The sequence below is a fragment of the Kineococcus arenarius subsp. arenarius genome (genome assembly GCF_050871845.1).
Taxonomy (GTDB): domain Bacteria; phylum Actinomycetota; class Actinomycetes; order Actinomycetales; family Kineococcaceae; genus Kineococcus.
In genome coordinates, this window is sequence record NZ_JBJLSE010000051.1 from 1 (window position 1) to 21,493 (window position 21,493).

Genomic DNA, 21,493 nt, shown 5'->3' on the forward strand with positions numbered 1-21,493 from the left:
CTGGGTGATCAACAGCCTGAGCTTGGCAGTCAGGTGGTCACCGCCGCACTCACCTGCCCTGTGCGCCCGCTTCGCAACGTGTCGGAGGCGCTGATCGCGGAGCGGGCCGCACGCACGGTCATCCCGCCGACCTCGCGCTCTTGTCGATGGCCGCCTGCGGGGGCGAAGAGGGCGGAGGCAGTCACCACCGTCACCCACCGCTCGCTCCAGCACGTCGGCTCGATCTCGAACCACCTCACACGAGGAGGGCGCTACCGTCGCCGCATGCCTGTCGTTCCCCACCTGAGCGAGACCATCTTCGGCCTCCTGTGGGCAGGCCTCGTCGTTCTCCTCGTCGTGGTCCTCGCCAGGGTCCTGCTGCGCCGCAGACGCCGCCTGCACGCGGCCGATCGCGACCTCACCACTTCTCACCACGAACGAGGCGAGAACGTCAGCGCTGGTCGTTGACCGACCGAGACGCGGTCCACGACCGCGCAGTCATGGCTGCGGACTCAGGCGGTCACAGCTGCGGGGCTAGCTCAAGATGCGGTCACATGTCGAGGACACCGTTCCGCGCTCGACCGGCGGGCGGGATCCGACCGGTGTCGAGGTCCTCCGTCAGCGCGACGTCGGCGTACTCGGGGTACGCCGTGCGCCCGACCTCGTCGAACAGCTCCACCCGCCGGCGCAGCACCAGACCCGGACGCGAGGTGTGCCCGAACGTCCACTCCAGCCGCACCCGGGGCCACTGCCCGAGCAGGCGAGCATCCAGCACGTCGCGCCCGTCGAGGGTGTGCCCGCCGCTCGTGCCGAGCACGTGCGCGCTCAAGCTCCCGAACTCGGCCAGCACCCTGTGCAGGTAGGAGTCGGCATCGACCGGGCGCGGCACGAGCGGCCAGCACCCCGCGCTGATGTCCACGTCCTGTGCCGCCGCCAGCGACACCTCCCGCCCACCCGGGGAGCGCTGATCGCGCAGGACGGTGGATCCGCCGTCCTCGTGCACCCGCCACGGCCACTCCCCGGTCCGCAGCGGCGCGAAACCGCGTTCCACGTCGAAGGCCACGCGCTCGCGCCGCGCGCCCGCCTGCGCATCGGCAGTGGGGTCGCAGGGGCCGGCGGCCAGGTCGATCGCGGCCTCGAGAGCCTGCGGCGCCTCGGTGACGCCGTCGTCGGCGCGGATGCGGGCCGGGGGTGTCCGCCCCCAGGGCAGGCGCACCCACCGGTTGCTCCACCGCACCCAGAACACATCGGGGAAGTCGGTGGGCTCGCCCGTCCAGGGAGCCAGGTCCAGGCACACCCAAGCCGCATCCTGCGTGGTGTGCACCAGGCCCACCGCCGCATCGGTCCGCACCTCGGTGCAGGTGCCGTCGGGTGCCACGTGCAGCAGGACGTCCCAGGTGGCAGGAGGCGTCGGCTCCGGATCGTTCGGCCCGACCCGTCGCGGAGGACCGGCCGCCCGTGCGCACCACGCCCCGCCGGGTCCGGCCGCCGCCAGCAGCGACGTCCCGGTCCACACCGCCTGCTGCACACCGTCCGGGCCGATGCGCAGCAGGGGACCACCCGCCCCGTTCTCCTGCACCCACAGACCGTCGTCAGCGGCGAACATCCGCCGGAAGGCACCCAGCTGCTGCGGAGCCGGCTCCTGCGCCCAGGACACCACCTGCCGCACCTGCGCGTCCTCGGGATCGAGGACGACCGCGACCGGGTGCACCCGGTCCACGACCCACAACCCCGACGACAGCTCGAAGACCCGCTTCGCCCTCAGTCGCCGCACCCAGCGATCCTCACCCGACGGTGACCCGATGGGTAGGTCCCGCAGCCACGGGACGACCGCGGGGTCGTGACGCCTCGCGCGCTCGACCGGCTGCCTCCAGGCGAGCCACCGCGGGACTGCCCCCGTGAGACGCGGGGCGGTCGCGGAGGATCAGCCGCGCCGGCTCCACAGCAGGGCACCCGAGACCCCGTAGGCCAGGGCAACCGCCCCCTCCCCGGTCACCCCGACACGAACGAGGCGCAGGGTGGCACCGCACGGTCACCGACCTGCCGACCCGGGCCGCCGGCGGGCGGGTCGTGGACACGCCGGGGCGGTGCTGGTTTCCCCGCCGCACCGGGCGGGTAGGGGCCCGGCGAGGACGACGACAGGAGGATGCCGTGACGAGCGGACCCGAGGACACCGGCGCCACCCGCCCGGCCGAGCCGGAGCTGGACAGCGCGATGGCCACCGGCAACGACGAGGGCGAGCCGGGCCCCCCGCCCTCCCCGGCGGACGCGGGCGAGGAGGGCGCGGCGGTGGAGGAGACGACCGAGGCGGAGCTGGCCGTGCACGACGACGCGCCCCTGGACGCCTCCGCGCTGCCCGCGCCGGACGCGGAACCCGACCCCCGCGACCCGGAGTTCCACGAACCCGGCGCCTGAACCGCCCCGCCGCGACCACCCCTGGAGCTGCCCCGATGTCCGACGTGAACGCCACTGCCAGCCCGCTGGGCGGCCTCGACCCGATCGCCGGCGCCGCGCAGCACCCCGGCGTCGCCCTGGTCGCGGGGTCGGCCGGTGTGATCGGCGCCCACGCCGCCGCGGAGTACGCGCGGGTGCCCAGCTGGACGGTGCGCGGCGCGGCCCGCCGCGCGCAGCCGGACGTGCCGTGGCAGCCGCTGCCCGCGGACCTGTCCACGCCCGACGGCGCCCGCGAGGGCCTGGCCGGGGCGCGCGACACCACGCACCTGGTGTTCGCCGCCTACGTCGAGCGCGGCGACGAGCGGCAGCAGATCGAGGACAACACCGCGTTGCTGCGCCACACCCTGGACGCCCTGGCGGACGCCCCGCTGCGGCACGTCACCCTGTACCAGGGCGGCAAGGCGTACGGCGCGCACCTGCCGGGGTTCAGGACGCCGGCGCGCGAGAGCGACCCGCGGCTGCTGGTGCCGAACTTCTACTACGCGCAGGAGGACCTGCTGCGCGCCGAGGCCGCCCGGCGCGGGTTCGGGGTGACGATGTTGCGCCCCGAGGGCGTCGTCGGGTACGCCACCGGGAACCCCATGAACATCCTCATGGTGGTGGCGGTGCACGCGGCGATCAGCCGCGAGCTGGGGCTGCCGCTGCGCTTCCCCGGCTCGCGCGCGGCCGCCGAGGCGCTGTACCAGGTGACCGACGCGGAACTGCTGGCGCGCGCCACCGTGTGGGCGGGGTCGGCGCCGGCCGCCGACGGGGAGGTCTTCAACGTCACCAACGGCGACCAGTTCCGCTGGGCGCACGCCTACGCGGCGATCGCCCGGCACCTGGGGATGGAGCACGACGAGCCGCAGGACTTCTCCCTGAGCTCGGTGATGCCGATGCACGCCGAGACGTGGGGCCGCCTGGTCGAGCGGCACGGGCTGGTGCCCACGCCGTACGAGCGGCTGGTGGGGTGGGCGTTCGGCGACTTCCTGTTCCACTCGGGCTTCGACAACGTCTCCAGCACCGTGAAGGTGCGCCGCGCCGGCTTCGGGGAGTGCCTCGACAGCGTCGACCGGTTCTGCGAGCTGCTGGACCGCCTGGCCGAGCGGGGGGTCGTCCCGGCGTCGCGGTGAGGTGGCCGTGGGCGAGGATGGGCGCGTGGTCGAGGACAGCCTGTGGACGCGCATCACCCGTGAGGACCCGCAGCACTCCGCGCGGTACGTGGAGCGCTTCCGCTCCATGGCCGCGGCCGGGGCGGACCTGGACGGCGAGGCGCGGATGGTGGACGCGATGCTGGCGCGCAGTGCGCGGGTGCTGGACGCCGGCTGCGGGCCCGGGCGGGTGGGCGGGGCGCTGGCGCGCGCCGGGCACGAGGTGGTCGGCGTGGACGTGGACCCGGTCCTGATCGCCGCGGCCGAGCAGGACCACCCGGGGCCGACGTGGCTGGTGGGCGACCTGGCGGAGCTGGACCTGCCCGCCCGCGGGGTCGCGGAGGGCTTCGACGTCGCGGTGTGCGCGGGCAACGTGGTGGCGTTCCTGGCACCCGGCACCCGCGTCGAGGTGCTGCGCCGCCTGGGGGCGCACCTGCGCGAGCAGGGCCGCCTGGTGTGCGGGTTCGGCGCGGGGCGCGGGTACGAGGTGGCGGAGTTCCTCGCCGACGCCCGCACCGCGGGCCTGGAGCCGGACCTGCTGCTGTCCACGTGGGACCTGCGCCCGCACACCCCGGACGCCGACTTCCTCGTCGCGGTGCTGCGCCCGGCGGGCTGACCGACCCTGCATTGCATGAGCATCCAGGTCCGTGCATAATCTTGCGCATGTCGAAGGTGCTGACCTCCCTGCCCGCCGGTGAACGCGTCGGGATCGCCTTCTCCGGCGGCCTGGACACCTCCGTGGCGGTCGCGTGGATGCGCGAGAAGGGCGCGGTGCCCTGCACCTACACCGCCGACATCGGCCAGTACGACGAACCGGACATCGACTCCGTCCCCGGCCGCGCCGAGGCCTACGGCGCCGAGCTCGCCCGCCTCGTCGACGGCAAGGCGGCGCTCGTGGAGGAGGGCCTGGCCGCCCTGACCTGCGGGGCGTTCCACATCCGCTCCGGCGGCCGCGCCTACTTCAACACCACCCCGCTGGGCCGCGCCGTCACCGGTACCCTGCTGGTGCGCGCGATGCTCGCCGACGACGTGCAGATCTGGGGCGACGGCTCCACCTTCAAGGGCAACGACATCGAGCGGTTCTACCGCTACGGCCTGCTCGCCAACCCCTCCCTGCGCATCTACAAGCCGTGGCTGGACGCCGACTTCGTCACCGAGCTCGGCGGGCGCAAGGAGATGTCCGAGTGGCTGCAGGCGCGCGACCTGCCCTACCGGGCCAGCACCGAGAAGGCGTACTCCACCGACGCGAACATCTGGGGCGCCACCCACGAGGCCAAGCGCCTGGAGCACCTCGACGTCGGCGTCGAGCTCGTCGAGCCCATCATGGGCGTGCGGTTCTGGGACCCCGAGGTGGAGATCGCCCCCGAGGACGTCACCATCGGCTTCGAGCAGGGCCGCCCGGTGAGCATCAACGGCCGGGAGTTCGAGACCGCCGTGGACCTGGTGCTGGAGGCCAACGCCATCGGCGGCCGGCACGGCCTGGGCATGTCCGACCAGATCGAGAACCGCATCATCGAGGCCAAGAGCCGCGGCATCTACGAGGCACCGGGCATGGCGCTGCTGCACGCCGCGTACGAGCGCCTCGTCAACGCCATCCACAACGAGGACACCGTCGCCAGCTACCACAACGAGGGCCGGCGCCTGGGCCGCCTGATGTACGAGGGCCGCTGGCTGGACCCGCAGGCCCTGATGCTGCGCGAGTCGCTGCAGCGCTGGGTCGGCATGGCCGTCACCGGCGAGGTGACGCTGCGGCTGCGGCGCGGCGAGGACTACTCGATCCTCGACACCACCGGCCCCTCGTTCAGCTACCACCCCGACAAGCTGTCGATGGAGCGCACCGAGGACTCCGCGTTCGGCCCGGTGGACCGCATCGGCCAGCTGACCATGCGCAACCTCGACATCGCCGACTCGCGGGCCCGGCTGGAGCAGTACGCCCGCATCGGCCTGGTGGGCCAGTCCCAGCAGCCCGCGCTCGTGGGCGCCGCGCAGGCCGCCTCCACCGGCCTGATCGGCGCCATGGACGAGGGCGGCGCCGAGGCCATCGCCTCGCGCGGGCAGGTCTCCGCGGACGAGTCGATGCTGGACCGCGCCGCCATGGAGTCCGGCACCGACTGACCGGCCCGCTCCCACCCGCCCCGCCCGCCGGGAGCCGGCCCACCGGCTCCCGGCGCGCGCGGACGGCCCGGGCGGAGGAACATCGGCCAGCGTGGAACACCGACACCTCGGTCGCTCGGGCCTGAAGGTCTCCGAGATCACCTACGGCAACTGGCTCACCCACGGCTCCCAGGTCGAGAACGACGCCGCGGTCGCGTGCGTGCACGCCGCCCTGGACGCCGGCATCTCGACGTTCGACACCGCCGACGTCTACGCCAACACCGTCGCCGAGAGCGTCCTCGGATCGGCGCTGAAGGGGCAGCGGCGCGAGTCCCTGGAGATCCTCACCAAGGTCTTCGGGCCCATCGGCCCCAAGGGGCACAACGACACCGGCCTGTCCCGCAAGCACGTGCTGGAGGCGTGCGAGGGGTCGTTGCGCCGGCTGGGCACCGACCACATCGACCTCTACCAGGCGCACCGCTACGACTACGCGACGCCGCTGGAGGAGACGATGCAGGCGTTCGCCGACCTCGTGCGCTCCGGCAAGGTCGGCTACGTCGGCGTCAGCGAGTGGACCGCCGACCAGCTGCGCGCCGGGCACGCCCTCGCGCAGCAGCTCGGCTTCCAGCTCGTCTCCAACCAGCCGCAGTACTCGATGCTGTGGCGGGTCATCGAGGCGGAGGTCGTGCCCACCTCCCGCGAGCTCGGCGTCTCGCAGGTCGTCTGGTCGCCCATCGCCCAGGGCGTGCTGACCGGCAAGTACACCCCCGGCGGGAAACCGCCCGAGGGCTCGCGCGCCACCGACACCAAGGGCGGCGCGGACATGATCCAGCGGTTCATGCGCGACGACGTGCTCGCCCGCGTGCAGCGGCTGCGGCCCGTCGCGAGCGACCTGGGCCTGTCGATGGCGCAGCTGGCCGTGGCCTGGGTGCTGCACGAGGAGAACGTGGCCAGCGCGATCATCGGGGCCTCGCGCCCGGAGCAGGTCCGCGACAACGCGGGGGCCGCCGGCAAGAAGATCCCGGCCGACGCGCTGGCCCGCATCGACGAGGTCCTCGGCGACGTCGTCGAGCGCGACCCGGCCAGGACGCTGGAGAGCTCCCCGAAGCAGCGCGAGGTCTGAGCCCGTGGTGAGCGACCACGACGGGGACGGCGGGGCGCGGCGGCTGGCGGACCTGCTGCGCGGGCAGTCGCGCGCCTGCGCGGACCTCGGCTCGCCCCTGTACGCGCACCTGCTCGCCCGTGCCGCCGACGACGTGCTCGCCGGCGGCCCGGTGCGCCGGGTCCTGGCCGGGCACGAGGACGACCCGCCCGGCGCGGCGCTGCCGCTGCGCCTGCTGGGCGCCGCGCAGCACCTGGCCCTGTCCGGCGGGGCTCCCGGCTACGCGGCCCACCTGCCCAGCACCGGCGGCGACGGCGACACCGAGGCGGCCTGGCAGGCGCTGCGGGAGCTGCTGGGCACCTCGGGCGAGCAGGTGCGGGCGGGGTTGCGCACCGCCCCGCAGACCAACGAGGTGGGGCGCGCGGCCGTGCTGCTCGGCGCCCTGCTCACGGCCGTCGCGGACGCGGCGCCGGCCCTGGGCCTGGTGGTGCCGGTGCGCCTGTGCGAGGTGGGCTGCTCGGCGGGGCTGAACCTGCTGCTGGACCGCTTCCGCTACCGCGGCGCCGACGGGCGCACCCGCGGCCCGGCGGACTCCCCCGTCGAGCTGGACGGCGCGTGGGAGGCCGAACCGCCGTCCTGGCCCGCGCCCGGCGCCTTCGAGGTGGTCGAGCGCACCGGCGGCGACCCCGACGCGCTCGACCCCGCCTCCGACGACGACGCGCTGCTGCTGCGTTCCTACGTGTGGGCCGACCAGCCGCACCGCGCCGCGCGCCTGGAGGGTGCGCTGGAGCTGGCGCGGCGGGTGCCGGTGGACCGCCGCCGGGTCGGGGCCGCCGAGCTGCTGGCCGGCCTGGAGCTGCGGGAGGGGGCCCTGACGGTGGTGCAGCACTCGGTGGTGTGGCAGTACCTGCCCGACGGCGAGCGCGAGGCCGCCGAGCGCCGGCTGGCGGAACTGGGTGCGGCGGCCACGCCGACGGCCCCGCTGGCTCGCGTCTCGCTGGAGCCGGGCGACGGCGACGCCGGCGCCTTCGACCGCGGTGAGACCGGCTACCCGGTGACCCTCACCACCTGGCCGGGCGGGCGGCGCCGGGTCGTGGGGACGGCTCCACCGCACGGCGTCCCCGTGCGCTGGGAGGCCCGCTAGAGGTCCTGCTCGCCGTCGCCCTGCTCGCCGTCGCCCTGCTCGCCGTCGGCCTGCTCGCGGTCGGCGGCGGCGCGGTGACGGTCCCGGCGGGCCTCGACCCGCCGGCCGGCAGCGCGGCGGCGGTCGTCGCGCGCCTCCAGGCGGTCCCCCAGCGCCGCGTCGCGGTGGACGACGGCGTGGTGGCGGGTGATGCCGGCCGGGCCGTCCTCCACCCCGGCAGCTCGTTCGGCGGCGCGGGCGGCGCTGTCGCGGGCGTCGGCAGCCGCGTCGCGCGCCAGAGCGGCCTGGTCGCGGTCGCTGGCGAGCTCGTCGAAGGCGCTCGCCAGCGCGTCGAGCTGCTCCGCCAGCTCGTCGCGACGCGCTGCCAGGTGCCGCAGCTGCTCGCGGTCGCCCCGGGCGGTGCGCTCCCGGGCGTCGAGCTGCTCACCGGCCCGGCGCAGCTCCTGCGCGTAGGCCTGCAGCCGCTCCGAGCGCGCGGCGTCGTCAGAGGACGTGCTCACCCGGTTCAACGTAGCAACACCCTCACCCGCGGGCCGACAGCTCGAACCACACGGTCTTGCCCGCACCCGAACCCGCGTCCACGCCCCAGCGGCCGGCCAGGGTGTCGATCAGCGCCACGCCGTGACCCCCGACGACCTCGGGGCCGGCGCGGCGCACCACCGGCATCGCTGCACCGGCATCGCTGACGGCGACGCGCACCGCCTCCCCGGTGCAGCTCAGCTGGACGACCACCTCACCACCACCGTGCAGGACCGCGTTGGCCACCGCCTCGGTGGTCAGCAGCTCCAGCACGGTCACCTCGACGCCCGTGGGGCAGCAGCCCTTCGCGGTCAGCGAGGCGTGGGTCCGCGCCACCCAGTGCCGCGCGGCGGGCACGGAGGACAGCCGCGGCGGCAGCACCACCTGCTCCATCGCGCCTGCTCCCACCTGTCGACGACGTGTCCCGGTGAGCAGGAGCACACCACACCGGTCGCGGCACTCGCGTGCACCCACCCCGCTCAACCGACCTGCTGCTCGCCCCCGCCCCGTCCACCGAGGAGGGCCAGCGCCGCTTCCCGGGTGCGCTCGAAGACGCCGTCGGGGACGCCGATGCCGTAGGAGACCAGGGCGCCCTCGTGCAGCAGGTGCAGCGCCTGCGCGAGGTGGTCCGGCTGCGGCGCACCGGAACCCTGCGCGATGCGGTGGAACAGCCGGAGCATCCAGCGCTTCTGCTCGACGATCACCTGGTGGGCGGGGTGGGCGGGGTCGCCGACCTCCGCGTGGGCGTTGACCATGGCGCACCCGTGGGACCCCTCGGCCCGCGACCACTCCTGCGAGGCGGCGAGGACGGCGTCCAGCTGCTGCGCGGCACCGGGCCCGGCCGCGGCGAGGCGGTCGGCCAGCAGCTCCCGCCAGCGCCGGTCGCGGGCGTCCAGGTACTCCACGACGAGGCGTTCCTTGCTGCCGAAGCGGTCGTAGAGGGTCTTCTTGGTCACGCCCGCGCGCTCGGCGATCGCCTCGACCCCGACGGCGTGGATGCCGTGGGCGTAGAAGAGCTCCGAGGCGGCCGCCAGCACCGCGCGAGCCCCGGGCGTCCAGTCGATCGCGGGGCGGGCCGGGGCGGTGTCCACGAGCGCGACTATACCGGTCGGGTTACTGTGAGCCCATGAGTAAACCGATCGGTATACTTCAGCGGCGTGGCGCCCCGGTCTCCGTCGCCCTGGGCGTGCTGTTCGTCGTGTGCTGGTCCTCCGGGTTGGTGGGGGCCAAGCTCGGTGCGCAGGACGCCGACGTGCGCACGGTCCTGATGTGGCGGCTGCTGCCGCTGGCCGCGGTGCTGGTCCCCGTCACGCTCGTCAGGCGACGGCGCACCGCGGACCGGGAGGGTTCCGCGAGCACGAACCCCCGCGGGGAAGCGCTGCGCCAGGTCGGCATCGGCGCCCTGTCGCAGTCCGGCTACCTGCTCACCGTGTACTGGGCGATCGGGCTGGGCGTGAGCACCGGCACCACCGCCCTCATCGACGGCGTGCAGCCCCTGGTGGTGGCCGCCCTCGCCGGCCCGCTGCTCGGCGCCGCGGCCAGCGGCCGGCAGTGGACGGGCCTGCTCGTGGGGCTGGCCGGGGTCCTCGCCGTCACGTGGGCCGACGCGACCTCACCGCGCACCGGCGCACCGGCGTGGGCCTACGCGATCCCCTTCGCCGGGATGCTGTGCCTGGTCGCGGCGACGTTCCTGGAACGCCGCGCACGGTCCCGCGCCCGCCCGCTGCACAACCTCACGATCCACTGCACCACCTCCGCCGTGGTGTTCACGGCCGTGGCCGTCCTCGGCGGCGCGGCGACCGTCCCCGACCGGGCGAGCTTCTGGATCGCGACCGCCTGGCTGGTCGTCTTCCCCACCTTCGGCGGGTACGGGCTGTACTGGCTGCTGATGGACCGCGTCGGGGTCACCACCGTCAACAGCCTCATGTTCCTCGTGCCGCCGGTCACCACCGCGTGGGGCGCGGTGGTGTTCGGTGAACCCGTCACCGCGCTCACCGTCGGCGGCCTGGCCCTGGCGCTGCTCGCCACCTGGCTCGTCAACGCCGACCGGCCCGCCGCCCCCGCGAGGGTTCGAGCGCCGGTGCGGACCCCGGCTAGCGCACCCAGACCCACAGCAGGGCGGCGATGACCACCAGTGGACCGAGGGCGCCGGCGATGATCGCCCAGGTGCGCTGCGGTCCTCCCCGGGGGTCGTGGTCGCGCTGGAAGGGCGCGAACGGGTTGCCGCTGGTGAAGGGCATCGGGTCAGGACCCCGCTGGCGCTGCGCACCGGGTTCGTCGGGCTCGTCCGTCACGGTTCCTCCTCGGTCGAGTCCAGCCAGCCTGGCACACGCCCCTGAGCACGGCGCGGGTTCGATCCCCGGCAGGTGCGGGGACCACCGGGGTGCGACGGTCGTCTCAGGTGGCAGCAGGGCGACGTCTGCGGCGAACTCGTCCCCGGCCAACGCGTCGTCGCCCGTGGTCCGACCGACGAGGGCACCTGGCCTGACGCGCTGGGCAACGAGCGACCGGCCGAGGTGGGGGGGGGCACGTGTCAGGTGGTCAGCCTGGAGCACGAACTGGTGCCCGGCTTCACCGACGAGCGCCCTGGCCAGGGTCGTGACCGCGCGTGGGCGTGGGGTCAGTCTTCGGGCAACTGGTAGTTGGGCTGGCGCAGTTGCCCCCAGCCGAAGGTGGACTCGGCGATCCAGTCCTGCAGCCGGTCCGCCAGGTGCTCCGCGATCTCCGCCTCAGAGGTGGGCGGGTCCATCTCGAACGGTTCGGCGGGCCACCACGGGGAGGGCAGCCAGTCCTCGTAGCGGTCGCCAGGGGCGTCGATGCGGATCCACACGTCCCCGGCGCGGCCGTCGACACCCCAGTGCACGCTCAGGGACTGCACCTCCTGGGCGCTCATCATGCTGTACACCACCGGCTCGACCGCTCGTCGACGAAACCTGGCCAGGCGCTCGTCTCGAGCATCGGTGACCGGTCCCGGACGGGGCACCAGGACGTGGGGCAGCGGCTTCGTGTCGTGCTCCACGCGCCACCACGACCCAGAGGGCTGCTCGGAGCCGTTGAAGAGGTCGTCGAGGGGGTCCTGGGCCTGTCCGGTCACTCGATCAGGATGCACCGGGCGCGGCGGTCGATCGTGGTGGCCGATGGGCACGCAGCCGACTGCCGGGCCGAACACCCCTGCAGCGATGAGTCCGCCCCTGCCCGCTGGTCCGACGTCCGAACGAGTGGGTGAGTCCCACCGTCGCGATGCCGATGCCGATGCCGATGTCGAAGCCGGCGGCCAGGTGCGCGTAGCGCTCCCCCTTTGCGTAGGTGTGCCAGCACCAGTAGTGCCTGCTGTCCTGGCGTCAGTCGGCGCCAGGGCGAGCCGATGCGCTCACGGCGCCTGCTCAGCGCCTCGCTGAGCAAGGTCAGCGCGCGGGTGGCTCCCCCACAAGCGGGTGGTACCCCCTCCGGCAGCCCGGACGGGTAGGACAGCATGTGAAGCCCCTGGTGGTGCGGACGATCTCGAGAATCACCGTCCTACCAGGGGCTTCGCTCGTGCTGTCCGCAACCCCGCTCGTCAGCGAGATGGAAAAGGCTCAGTACCGCCCCCAGCCGGATCCGCCGCGAGTGGCTGACCGGCCTGATCCGTGAGGTCCACACCGCCTCGCGACATACCTACGGCTCGCAGCGCGTACATGCTGGTCGCGGTGGCAGCAGCGTGGTGAACCGTTCCCACAACGGCTCGGTCGGTGGCGATGGCAGGACGAGCACGAGTCCCTCGGCGATCTTGAAGCATGGAGAATTCCATGATCGCCGAGGCCCGTGCCCGCCCCAGCATCCGACTTGCCGGGCGCCCGCCCTGTCCCGGTCCAGCGCCTACTGCCGGGCGCTCTTACCCCGCGTCGATGTCCTGTTCTCCCTGCTCCATGACGAGCAGCCCTACCGCACAGGCCAGCCGCCATCGCCGCTCGAGGAGGCCATGAGAAGGTCCCCTGCCCCATGAACGCATCGGAGGACGGTGGGTCACTGCGTGGCCGCGGCCACCTCGACGGCATCGAGGCGCGGCGCCGACGCGGACAGCAGGCGCGGCTCGGCCGGGTCGGCGGGGCGGCGGGTGTGGAAGTCGGTGATCGCCTGGTGAGCGGCCACGACCTCCATGAGGCGGTCCTCCTCGTACGGCTGGCCACCGAGGATCGTTCCGGCCGGGGCGAGCGGCCCGCCGTCGGAGGACGGCGCCTCCCCGATCGGGAAGGCGATCTCGGGCAAGCCAAGGATGTCAAACGGTACCGGCGACGCCTGCAGGACGACGTCGCACTGCTCGAACAGGCCCGCGTACAGCTCCTGCAGCAGCCACGTCTTGGCCCGCTGGCCGGTGATCCACTCGTCGCCGGACAGCATCAGGCCCTGCAGCCAGCTCAGCGCGCTGACCCCGAACACGGTGAGGTCCTCGCGCAGCCAGTGCCGGAACGGCTCGGTGCGCTCAGGCAGGCGGACGGCGTTGAAGACGCCGGTGAGCAGCTCCCAGTCGGCGGGGTAGCTCACGTCGACGAACGTGACGCCGGGGACGGCGGCCATGCGGTCGAGGAACCCCTGGCGCAGCGCGGCGACCTCGCCGCTGACGTCGCTGAACCAGTCGGCGGGCACACCGATGCGCGTCGGGCGCCGCAGCTCCACCCCACGGCTGGTGCGCACAGGCGTGGCCGCCGTCACCAGATCTGGCACCTCGGGCAGGCCGAGGGTACGCGGGTCGGCCGAATCGGGGCCGGCCAGCACCTGCGTCATCAAGGCTGCGTCGAGGACGTCGCGGGCCAGGGGCCCGGAGTGATCACGAGTGAACGTCAGCGGGATGATGCCCGCGATGGAGGTGCGGCCCATCGTCGGCTTGAACCCGGTGAGGTTCTGCTGCATCGACGGGTTCGTAATGCTGCCGCCGGTCTGCGTGCCGACCGACGAGGCGGCCAAGCGGGCCGCCACGGCCGTCGCCGACCCACTGGAGGAGCCACCCGGGTCCACCGACGGGTCTTCCGGGGTCCACGCGTTCACCGTGGTGATCTCGCCGTTGGGGCGGGTGGCGCGCGTGGTGGCCAGCGGCCCCATCTGCGTCTTGCCCAGGACGATGCCACCCGCCGCCGTGAGCCGGCGCACGGCGGTGGAGTCGGTGTCCGGCACGAAGTCGGCGAAGATCGTCGAGTTCGCCGTCGTGGGGATGCCGGCCGTGAAGTAGTTGTCCTTGATGGCCAGCGGGACACCCGACAAGGTGCGGTTCACATCACCGCGGGCGTCCACCTGCCGCGCGGCGGCGCGTGCAGCGTCAGCGGTCACCGTGTTGAACGCTTGGTAGATACCGTCGAAGCGCTCGATGCGTTCCAAGTGCGCCTCGACGAGGTCGGTCGCGCTCAGACGCCCGGACCGCAGCAGGGTCAGCGCCTCCGCGGCGGTCGCCTCCGCCGGATCGGCCACCGCCGCGGCGCGGACGGTGAACGCTGGCAGCGGCGCGGTCGGGGATGCCGCTGCGGAGCGGACGGCGACAGCCGTCGCGGCCGCTCCGGTGGATGCGGCGAGGAAGGTCCGGCGGTTCAGGGCGCGGCTCATCGCAGGCCCCCTTCCCAACCCGGAGCCCAGGCCGTCGCGATCGACGGGTACAGCAGTGGCGGCGCCACCTGCTGGGCCGTCCTCGGATCCCCCGGCGGGCTCCAGCCGGAGATGGCCGGCACGGTAGTGCGCAGGAACGCCCGCAGCGATGCGTAGGCCTGCTCGCGGGTGGGGGAACCAGTCTGCGGGTCAGGGGCTTCCGGCAATTGCTCGAGGTCGACGCCGACGAGGGATAGGCGGGTCCTGATCAAGATGTCCAGGTCGTCGTCGGACAGGTCCATCGGGTCGGGCACGGAACGCCTCCTGTGGTACGGCTGTGACTGGTGGGGTCACTCAAGCAGCCCAGTGTTTCCTCCTTGTAACACCTTGTGACAAAGGATCTGGGCTCCCGCGGTCGCGCAACGGCGGCGGGCGGCGGTACAGCGCCGCCGTGCAGTCGGTGCTCCCCACGTGCACGATCCCGGCCAGCGCGGCGCGGTCATCGCGCAGCAACCTGCCGGGGTAGCGGTTCCGGCGCGGTGACTGGGGCGGCAGGAGCGAGTGCACCCGCTTCCAGAGTGTGTCCGGCACTAGCTCCACGAATCGCCCGATCAGCGCCTCGTCGGGTATGGCACCAAGCTGCGACAATCGCCCAGACGTGGTGATCAATAGTGAAATCAGCTGTCAACACTTCGCATGAAGGCCCTGGATCAGTCCAGGCCCACCGGCCTGTTTCATCCCTCACGCCCCGCTGCGCCGCCCCGGCACCTGAACTGACAGCACAGCAAGCACCTGGCCCGGCAGTTGATCGGCGCTGCTGCACCATGGGGTTCCGCCTGAGCGCGATCACGAAGTGTGTCAAGGCCCAGGTTTGATGGAGGGTGTGAGGCGACGCTCAGCCGGCGACGAGCACCGCCGTGGGGACGGGATGGGTGGTGAAGCGGGCCTCGTACTCGGCAGGCGGGATCATGCCGAGTTCGCCGTGCAGGCGGCGGTGGTTGTACCAGTCGATGTACTCCGCGACTGCGATCTCAACGTCGTCGATGCCGCGCCAGGGACCGTCGTGGTTGGGCAGGTTGGGGTTGCGGATCAACTCGGCTTTGAACAGGGAGCTGAATGAGCTCTTGTCAGTAGCGGCGTGAAGCAGGCGTTGGGCTGGGAGGCGAAGGCGCTGGGGCACGCAGGGTCTGGGCGAGACGATGGAGGCGACCAAGCCCTATCCGTCAGACCCACCTGGACCCTGCGTGCTCTCCTATCGTGCCAGCCTCGACATCTCCCGTGCCCTGGCTCAGGCCGTCGCCCGCCTGCTCTGCGCCCACCGCGTCCGTATCGGCACCCGCCGCGGACGCCGGGTGCTGGGCTGCTTCGCCCAGGCGCTGCTACTGCTGCAGTTCATGCGCCAACGCGCCGCCGTCGCTGACCTTGCCCGCGACAATGCCGTCAGCTTGTCCACGACCTATCGGTACCTGCACGAAGCCCTGGATGTCCTGGCCGCTCAGGCACCGGACCTGCCCGAGATCGCCGCAGCCGCGGTCACCCGCGGCGACGAACGCTTGCTGCTGGTCCCCCACTTGGTGGGAGGTGCCCCCAGGCATGCTCATCGACACCGACCGCGTCCACGACCCTGATGCTCAGCGCGACCGCTGGTACTGCGGGAAGCACCGCCACCACGGCGGTCTCGCGCAGATCATCACCGATGCCGCCGGGCGGCCGTTGTGGGTCTCACCGCTCGAGCCCGGCTGCACCCACGATCTGACCGCAGCACGCACCCACGCCCTGGCACTGCTCTACCTCGCCGCCAGCCACGGCGTCCCCACGCTGGCCGACAAGGCCTACACCGGCGCTGGTGCCGGCATCCGCGTACCCGTCCGTCGCCCCCGGGGCCATCAGGTCCTCGATCGCAGTACACGAGGCTGAGACTCCTACGTGAACTCCGCCCGCGCCTTCGTCGAGCACGGCATCGCCCACCTCAAGACCCGCTGGCAGGCGCTACGCCGCGTCAGCCTCTGCCCATGGCGCATCTCCGCGATCGTCGCTACGGCCCTCGTCCTCAGCCAACTGGAGAACCGCTACTGACAAAGCCTCAGTGACCTTTATCAGCAGTGCCCTGCGGCTACTGATAAAGGTTCAAGCCAAGAGCCGCGTCGCTGCCTCACATGGTGATCCGTTGGCGGGCATGCACGCCAGGCAGGGGTCCCACCCTCACGGGCGAGACCCCTGCCTGGCGCCAGATGGATACTCGCGGCTACTTCTTCGAACCCTTCGAGTCCTCGAACACGTCCTTGGGGATCATGCCGGTCACCACCTGCGTGCCATCGACGACCTCAGCGACCCGATAGTCCACGCTGACGCTGGCGAAGGAGTAGGCCTTCGCCTGCGTCATGCCCTTCTCACGAACGAGGAAGTCCACGGTGTTGGCGACCGCGTTGCGCATGGCCCGATCGAGGTCCCAGTCGATCCCCATCATGATCCAGTTGTCCTCGTCCTCGGCCCACGGGCCCTCGATCGAGGCCTGCTTGTGGACCGTGATGCGGAAAGTCCCCGCCAGGGAGTGCTCAACGGCCGTACCACTGACCTCACCATCGCCCTGGCTGGTGTGGGCGTCACCCATGAACACCTGCGCACCGCCCTGGAAGACCGGCAGGTACAGCGTGCTGCCCTCGGTGAGGTCCTTGACGTCGAGGTTGCCGCCGTACTTACCCGGAGGAGTGGAGATCTGCACCCCCGAGGCCGGCGGTGCCGCGTCCTGCGTGCGGCCGACGAACTCCCCGCTGGGCGGAGCGACGGCCATGATCCCCATGAACTTCTGCTGCGGGATGACGACGCCCTCGTCGAAGAAGACGACCTCCTCACCCTTGTACTCACCGGTCCGGTACAGGTGGTGGCGCTCATCGGCCAGGACCCCGCCGGGCGTGCCCTCGGGGATCTCTGCCGGGATGTCCAGCGGCTGATCCTCCTCGCGCCAACCCGGGTAGGTCGGGCTGAACACACCACTGGTAGGACCGGTGTTGTTGACCCCGTAGGGAACGCGGGTATCGAGGTCGAGGACCTCGATTTCGATCATGTCCCCGGGCTCGGCGCCTTCGACGTAGACCGGTCCGGTCAGGACGTGTCCACCGCCCAAGTTCTGCCGCTCGGGCAGCGATTGCCAGAAGCCCCAGGACTCCGGCAGGATCTCGCTACGGTCGACCCCCAGGGCCTTCCAGTAGTCCTCCGGCGCCACGTCCGGGTTCGTGATGCCGGTGTGCGAGATCGTATCGATCCGCACTGTCTCGCCGGACTTCATCGTGGCCCCGGGTTCCTGGTCGATCGGGAAACCGCCCCAGACGAGGGTGTCCGAGGTGGCTCGCAGGTGGTGGTCCGCCTTCAGGGGATCGACCAGCACCGGCGCGGATGCCCGAGGATCTGCCTCGGCCGGCGCGAGGAAGAGTCCACCGGACACGGGAACGGCCATGAGCAGTGCGAGCTTGCGCCGACGAGATCCCGAGCGTGGCGACTGTGAGCGTTGCAACAAGACTCTCCCTAGTTCATCAAGACGACGTCGGAGCCAATGCAGGACCGACAGCCACCACCTGTGAAGGCTTTACCGTCGGCTCCTCAGTCAGGAGACGAACTCGAGGGGGCGCAGTGGTTCCCGACCGGTCCCGTCCACCTAACAGCCGCAAACGTAACGCACAAATTGTCAGCGCAGCGTGACAACCTCGTTACATCGGGATTTCAGCGATCTCACAGGCCGTGCACAGGGACAGTTCCGAAACCATGTCTGCCGAGATGAGCAATCAGTGGCGCTCAGGAGTGCAGCGAGGTCACGCCCTGACCAGGGGCGGAAGGTGGTGGGGCGAGCGAGGCCTGGCCGGTGACGATGGGGCGATCAGACCCTTCCGCCGTACCCACTTGGACCGTACATGCTCTTCTACCGTGCCAGCATCGATGTCGCCCGCGCCTTGGCTGAGCGCATCGCCTACCTGCTGATGACCCACCGCGCTGCGATCGGCACCCGTCGCGGCCGGCGGGCGCTGGGGTGTTTCGCGCAGGCAGTGCTGCTGCTGCGCTTCATGCGCCAGCGCGCCGCAGTGGCTGATCTGGCTCGCGACAACGCGGTCAGCCTGACCAGCGCTTATCACTACTTGCACGAGGCGCTGGACGTCGTCGCTGCTCAGGCTCCCGACCTTGTCAACGTTGTCGCCAGTGCCGCCAACTCCGGCTACGAGCACCTCCTGCTGGATGGCACCCTAATCGCCAGCGACCGCGTCCGCGACAGCCGATCGGGAGCCGATCGCTGGTACTCCGGCAAGCACAAACGCCACGGCGGCAATGTCCAGATCGTCTGCGACCCCGACGGACGCCCCTTGTGGGTCTCGCCGTCGAACCCGGCAGAACCCACGACCTCACGGCGGCGCGTCGTCACGCCCTACCGACGCTTTACCCGGCAGCGGTGCGGGCTCTGCCGGTGCTGGCAGACAAGGGCTACACCGGCGCCGGTGCCGGTATCCGGGTGCCCGTCCGCCGTCCCGGCGCTGGTCAGATCCTGGACTTGGCTACCCGGGGTTGGAACTCCTACATCAATGCCGAACGAGCCTTCGTCGAGCACGGCATCGCCCACCTGAAGGTGCACTGGCGGGCCCTGACGCAGGTCACCCTCTGCCCCTGGCGCATCTCTGCCATCGTCGCCACCGCCCTGGTACTCAGCATATGGGAGGACCGCTACTGACAAAGGCTGAATGCCTCGGCGAGGGCGTTGTCGTAGGAGTCACCGGTGGACCCGACCGAGGCGACGGCCCCCTCGGCGGCGAGACGTTCGGTGTAGCGAACGGCGACGTACTGGGCGGCTTCAACCGGTGAAGTCGCCTCGCGGCTGGGCAAGAAGGCCAGCAGCCTCGGCCCTGTCCGGGCGAAACTGATCGACAAGGGCCTCGTCTACGCACCGGAACACGGAGTGGTCGCCTTCACGGTTCCCGGGATGGCCGCCTTCATCAGTCGTCAACCTGAAGCCTGACCCGGTTCCCCACCACTGGCGCTAGTGACAGGTGGCTGTCGGGGTCGGAGCCCCGCGCATCCCCGCTCGACAGGCGGAGGACCGGGCCGGGTGGGCCGACGTCGCCGATCGACTGCCGGGGAGCGCGGTCGCTGACAGCATCCGACCGTGGCCCCCGACGACCAGCCGAACCCCGCCGCTGCCCCCGCGGGCCCGCGCGTGCGCACCGTCCACCTGGACGGCCCGGTGTTCGCCGCCCTCGCCGCCGGTGACCTGGCCGCGGCGTGGGTCACCGGCGTCGTGTGGGACGAGGAGCAGCGGGTGGCCGTCGGGCGAGCCGGCTACCACGGCCCCCCGGACGCCGACGGCGTGGTCGAGATCGGCTACGCCGTCGACCCGGCGCGCCGCCGAGGAACCGGACGTGCGCGCGGTGCGCGTGAGCATCAGCCCGGACAACACCGCCTCCTGGGCCCTGGCCTCGCAGTACGGCTTCACCCGGGTCGGTGAGCAGTGGGACGAGGAGGACGGCCTCGAGACCGTCTACGAGGTCCCCGCCGGGCTGGACGACGCAGCCGGGCCCTGCGGTAGACAGGGGGCGTGGACGCGAACAACTACGCCGTCGGGTGGGGCACCCTCGCCCTGATCAACGCGGGGCTCGCCCAGGGCAAGGGGCGCAGCGGCCTGGCCTGGTTCCTGGGTGCGCTGCTGCTCGGGCCGATCGCCACCCTGGTGATCGTGGTGATGCAGCGCCCGGACCCCCGCTGACGCCCGGTCGAGCGCGTCCCCGCCGGCGTCACCCCACCGCCTCCACCAGGTCGGGCCCGTCGTTGCGCGGGCTGTTCACCGCGGTGGACACCTCGCGGTTGGCGAGGCGGGGTTCGGGGACGGCGTCGAGGACCTGCCGCACGAGTTCCAGGTCGGTCAGGTCCGGGTCCAGCCAGTCGTCGCGCATGTCGGGCGGCACCACCAGCGGGGTGCGGTCGTGGATGTGGCCCAGCGCGTCGGAGGCGCGGGTGGTGATGACGGTGAACGTCCACAGCCAGCGGTCGGGGTCGTCCTCGGCCTTCGCGGGGTCCGGCCACAACTCGTACAGGCCGGCGAAGGCCAGCACCTCCCCGTCCGGGTCGTGCAGGAAGTGCGGCACCTTGGTGCGGTCCTCGCGCACCTGCCACTCGTAGTACCCGTCGGCGGGCACGAGCAGGCGGCGCCGGGACGCGGCGCGCTTGTAGGCGGGTTTCTCCGTGACCGTCTCGACGCGCGCGTTGATCATGCGGTTGCCGATCTTGACGTCCTTCGCCCACGCGGGCACCAGCCCCCAGCGCAGGGTGCGCAGCTGCCGGCCGGGCGCCGCACCGGGTTCGCCCTGCGGGGCGCGTTCCAGCACCGCCCGCGCGCGCTGGGTGGGGGCGACGTTCCACGAGGGTGCCAGCGGCTGCCCCACGACCTCGCCGACGTCGAACAGCTCCACCAGTTCACCCTCGGACCGGGACCGGGCGTAGCGACCGCACATGCGGCGAGTCTGCTCCCCACCTGCGACAGCGGGCCACCGACCGGCGGGTTCAGGGCGCGTCGGGCGCGCGGGCGGCGACGATGGCCAGCAGGTCGCGGGCCGGGCCGGCGGGCCGCGCACCGCGCACCCACACCGCCCGCAGCGAACGGGTCAGGTCCACGTCGCGCACGGGGACGGCGACCAGGCGGCCCAGCGCGATGTCGTCGCCGACGGCCAGGGCGCTGAGCACGGCGGGGGCGGTGCCGGCGGCCACGGCGGAGCGGATCGCGCTCGTGGACGGCAGCTCCAGCAGCGGTGCGGCGGTGGGCAGGTGCCCGTGCAGCGCCGCCTCCAGCGCGGCGCGGGTGCCCGAGCGGGGTTCGCGCTGCACGAGGGGGGTGCGGGCCAGCTCCGCGGCGTCGACGGGCGCGCGCCGGCGGGCCCACGGGTGGGTGGGGGCGACCACCACGACGAGGCGGTCGCGGGCGACGGTGCGGCTGGTCAGGCCGGGCGGGGGCTGCGGGCCCTCCACGAAACCCAGGTCGACGGCGCCGTCGCGCACCGCGGCCGCGACCTCCTCGGAGTTCCCCGCGCGCAGGCTGACCGCGGTGCGGGGCCGCTCGGCGGCCAGGTGCACCAGCCAGCGGGGCAGGAGCTGCTCGGCGACCGTCTGGCTGGCCGCCACCCGCAGCTGCTGCTCGCCGTCGTCGCGCAGCGAGGCGATGCCGGCTTCCAGCGCCGCCGCGGCCTGCAGGACGTCGCGGGCCCAGTCGGCCACCAGCGCACCGGCGGGCGTCAGCGTGGAACCGCGCGCGGAACGCACCACCAGCGGCACCCCCACCAGGCGTTCCACGGCCCGCACGCGGGCGCTGGCCGCCGGCTGGCCGATGCCGTGGGCGGCGGCGGCGCGGCCCAGGCTGCCGGTGGAGGCCACCCGCAGCAGCAGCTGCAGGGAGTCCAGGTCGGGCACGCGCTGCAGGGGGACGTCCTCGGCCGCCACGGCGGCCACCCTACGCGCGAGCCATCGGCACCGCTGATGGGTCCATCGGGACGGGCC

Annotated in this window: 23 protein-coding genes and 5 pseudogenes; 13 read left to right on the forward strand and 15 right to left on the reverse strand. The window is 72.7% G+C overall.

Annotated elements, in window-relative coordinates; genetic code table 11:
• On the forward strand, positions 1-447 hold a 447-nt coding region (locus tag ACRYM0_RS12940; RefSeq protein WP_432505682.1), incomplete at its 5' end, for a hypothetical protein.
• An 82-nt stretch (positions 448-529) separates the two neighbouring features.
• Here the strand turns inward: ACRYM0_RS12940 and ACRYM0_RS12945 are convergent.
• Positions 530-1,753, reverse strand: a complete 1,224-nt coding sequence (locus tag ACRYM0_RS12945; RefSeq protein ID WP_432505684.1) for a hypothetical protein — start codon at positions 1,751-1,753, stop codon at positions 530-532.
• Between the two features lie 377 nt (positions 1,754-2,130).
• Here ACRYM0_RS12945 and ACRYM0_RS12950 point away from each other — a divergent pair, with 377 nt between their 5' ends.
• The 6 genes from ACRYM0_RS12950 to ACRYM0_RS12975 all read left to right on the forward strand — a co-directional run bounded on the left by ACRYM0_RS12950 (position 2,131) and on the right by ACRYM0_RS12975 (position 7,903).
• The gene (locus tag ACRYM0_RS12950) at positions 2,131-2,394 is read left to right on the forward strand and encodes a hypothetical protein (protein ID WP_432505686.1); all 264 of its coding nucleotides are present in this window, start codon (positions 2,131-2,133) and stop codon (positions 2,392-2,394) included.
• Positions 2,395-2,429: 35 nt separating this feature from the next.
• Positions 2,430-3,545, forward strand: a complete 1,116-nt coding sequence (locus ACRYM0_RS12955) for an SDR family oxidoreductase (RefSeq protein WP_432505688.1) — start codon at positions 2,430-2,432, stop codon at positions 3,543-3,545.
• Between the two features lie 25 nt (positions 3,546-3,570).
• Positions 3,571-4,179 (forward strand): class I SAM-dependent methyltransferase, encoded by a 609-nt coding sequence (locus ACRYM0_RS12960; protein WP_432505690.1) that lies wholly within the window; start codon positions 3,571-3,573, stop codon positions 4,177-4,179.
• Between the two features lie 47 nt (positions 4,180-4,226).
• A complete protein-coding gene (argG, locus tag ACRYM0_RS12965) occupies positions 4,227-5,678 on the forward strand; it encodes an argininosuccinate synthase (RefSeq protein ID WP_432505692.1) in 1,452 nt (483 codons plus the stop codon).
• 91 nt (positions 5,679-5,769) lie between these two features.
• Positions 5,770-6,780, forward strand: coding sequence for an aldo/keto reductase family protein (locus ACRYM0_RS12970; protein ID WP_432505694.1), 1,011 nt, complete (start codon positions 5,770-5,772; stop codon positions 6,778-6,780).
• A gap of 7 nt (positions 6,781-6,787) precedes the next feature.
• Entirely contained in the window at positions 6,788-7,903 is a 1,116-nt protein-coding gene (locus ACRYM0_RS12975; RefSeq protein WP_432505696.1) for a DUF2332 domain-containing protein, read from the forward strand.
• Here ACRYM0_RS12975 and ACRYM0_RS12980 read toward each other — a convergent pair.
• The 3 genes from ACRYM0_RS12980 to ACRYM0_RS12990 form a co-directional block, all read right to left on the reverse strand.
• On the reverse strand, positions 7,900-8,403 hold the full coding sequence (locus ACRYM0_RS12980) for a hypothetical protein (protein WP_432505698.1): 504 nt from the start codon (positions 8,401-8,403) through the stop codon (positions 7,900-7,902). The genes ACRYM0_RS12975 and ACRYM0_RS12980 overlap by 4 nt on opposite strands.
• Positions 8,404-8,425: 22 nt before the next feature.
• On the reverse strand, positions 8,426-8,815 hold the full coding sequence (locus tag ACRYM0_RS12985; RefSeq protein WP_432505699.1) for an ATP-binding protein: 390 nt from the start codon (positions 8,813-8,815) through the stop codon (positions 8,426-8,428).
• Between the two features lie 86 nt (positions 8,816-8,901).
• Positions 8,902-9,513 (reverse strand): TetR/AcrR family transcriptional regulator, encoded by a 612-nt coding sequence (locus ACRYM0_RS12990; RefSeq protein WP_432505701.1) that lies wholly within the window; start codon positions 9,511-9,513, stop codon positions 8,902-8,904.
• A gap of 35 nt (positions 9,514-9,548) precedes the next feature.
• Between ACRYM0_RS12990 and ACRYM0_RS12995 the strand changes: the two genes are divergently transcribed.
• Positions 9,549-10,550, forward strand: a complete 1,002-nt coding sequence (locus ACRYM0_RS12995; protein ID WP_432505703.1) for a DMT family transporter — start codon at positions 9,549-9,551, stop codon at positions 10,548-10,550.
• Here ACRYM0_RS12995 and ACRYM0_RS13000 read toward each other — a convergent pair.
• From ACRYM0_RS13000 to ACRYM0_RS13030, 7 genes and pseudogenes are all read right to left on the reverse strand, one after another.
• Positions 10,516-10,716 (reverse strand): hypothetical protein, encoded by a 201-nt coding sequence (locus ACRYM0_RS13000; protein WP_432505704.1) that lies wholly within the window; start codon positions 10,714-10,716, stop codon positions 10,516-10,518. The two genes, ACRYM0_RS12995 and ACRYM0_RS13000, sit on opposite strands and share 35 nt — an antisense overlap.
• 326 nt (positions 10,717-11,042) lie before the next feature.
• Positions 11,043-11,516, reverse strand: coding sequence for a hypothetical protein (locus ACRYM0_RS13005; protein WP_432505706.1), 474 nt, complete (start codon positions 11,514-11,516; stop codon positions 11,043-11,045).
• Between the two features lie 157 nt (positions 11,517-11,673).
• Positions 11,674-11,782, reverse strand: a pseudogene (locus tag ACRYM0_RS13010) (transposase family protein); the annotation flags it as partial.
• Positions 11,783-12,424: 642 nt separating this feature from the next.
• Complete coding sequence (locus tag ACRYM0_RS13015; protein WP_432505708.1) at positions 12,425-13,993, reverse strand: amidase; 1,569 nt, start codon at positions 13,991-13,993, stop codon at positions 12,425-12,427.
• On the reverse strand, positions 13,990-14,286 hold the full coding sequence (locus ACRYM0_RS13020) for a hypothetical protein (RefSeq protein ID WP_432505710.1): 297 nt from the start codon (positions 14,284-14,286) through the stop codon (positions 13,990-13,992). The genes ACRYM0_RS13015 and ACRYM0_RS13020 overlap by 4 nt, the downstream gene beginning before the upstream one ends.
• A 136-nt stretch (positions 14,287-14,422) precedes the next feature.
• A pseudogene (locus ACRYM0_RS13025) lies at positions 14,423-14,572 on the reverse strand (IS5/IS1182 family transposase); the annotation flags it as partial.
• Positions 14,573-14,867: 295 nt separating this feature from the next.
• Positions 14,868-15,185 (reverse strand): integrase core domain-containing protein, encoded by a 318-nt coding sequence (locus ACRYM0_RS13030; protein ID WP_432505711.1) that lies wholly within the window; start codon positions 15,183-15,185, stop codon positions 14,868-14,870.
• 31 nt (positions 15,186-15,216) lie between these two features.
• On the opposite strand from ACRYM0_RS13030, the gene ACRYM0_RS13035 reads away from it, so the two are divergent.
• Entirely contained in the window at positions 15,217-15,600 is a 384-nt protein-coding gene (locus tag ACRYM0_RS13035; protein ID WP_432505713.1) for a hypothetical protein, read from the forward strand.
• A pseudogene (locus ACRYM0_RS13040) lies at positions 15,566-16,048 on the forward strand (transposase family protein). The gene ACRYM0_RS13035 and the pseudogene ACRYM0_RS13040 overlap by 35 nt, the downstream one beginning before the upstream one ends.
• Positions 16,049-16,217: 169 nt before the next feature.
• Here ACRYM0_RS13040 and ACRYM0_RS13045 read toward each other — a convergent pair.
• Positions 16,218-17,426 carry an acetamidase/formamidase family protein gene (locus ACRYM0_RS13045; RefSeq protein ID WP_432505715.1) on the reverse strand — a complete coding sequence of 403 codons (1,209 nt, stop codon included), beginning with the start codon at positions 17,424-17,426 and terminating at the stop codon, positions 16,218-16,220.
• Between the two features lie 451 nt (positions 17,427-17,877).
• Here ACRYM0_RS13045 and ACRYM0_RS13050 point away from each other — a divergent pair.
• Positions 17,878-18,683, forward strand: a pseudogene (locus tag ACRYM0_RS13050) (transposase family protein).
• Here ACRYM0_RS13050 and ACRYM0_RS13055 read toward each other — a convergent pair.
• The gene (locus ACRYM0_RS13055; RefSeq protein WP_432505736.1) at positions 18,677-18,880 is read right to left on the reverse strand and encodes a hypothetical protein; all 204 of its coding nucleotides are present in this window, start codon (positions 18,878-18,880) and stop codon (positions 18,677-18,679) included. The pseudogene ACRYM0_RS13050 and the gene ACRYM0_RS13055 sit on opposite strands and share 7 nt — an antisense overlap.
• A gap of 286 nt (positions 18,881-19,166) precedes the next feature.
• Here ACRYM0_RS13055 and ACRYM0_RS13060 point away from each other — a divergent pair.
• Together ACRYM0_RS13060 and ACRYM0_RS13065 are read left to right on the forward strand one after the other, a co-directional pair.
• Positions 19,167-19,497, forward strand: a pseudogene (locus ACRYM0_RS13060) (GNAT family N-acetyltransferase); the annotation flags it as partial.
• A 47-nt stretch (positions 19,498-19,544) separates the two neighbouring features.
• Complete coding sequence (locus tag ACRYM0_RS13065) at positions 19,545-19,712, forward strand: hypothetical protein (RefSeq protein WP_432505717.1); 168 nt, start codon at positions 19,545-19,547, stop codon at positions 19,710-19,712.
• 28 nt (positions 19,713-19,740) lie between these two features.
• Here ACRYM0_RS13065 and ACRYM0_RS13070 read toward each other — a convergent pair whose 3' ends face one another.
• Both ACRYM0_RS13070 and ACRYM0_RS13075 read right to left on the reverse strand, forming a co-directional pair.
• Positions 19,741-20,457 (reverse strand): SOS response-associated peptidase, encoded by a 717-nt coding sequence (locus ACRYM0_RS13070; protein WP_432505719.1) that lies wholly within the window; start codon positions 20,455-20,457, stop codon positions 19,741-19,743.
• A gap of 49 nt (positions 20,458-20,506) precedes the next feature.
• The gene (locus ACRYM0_RS13075) at positions 20,507-21,445 is read right to left on the reverse strand and encodes a LysR family transcriptional regulator (protein WP_432505721.1); all 939 of its coding nucleotides are present in this window, start codon (positions 21,443-21,445) and stop codon (positions 20,507-20,509) included.
• Between the last annotated feature and the right edge of the window lie 48 nt (positions 21,446-21,493).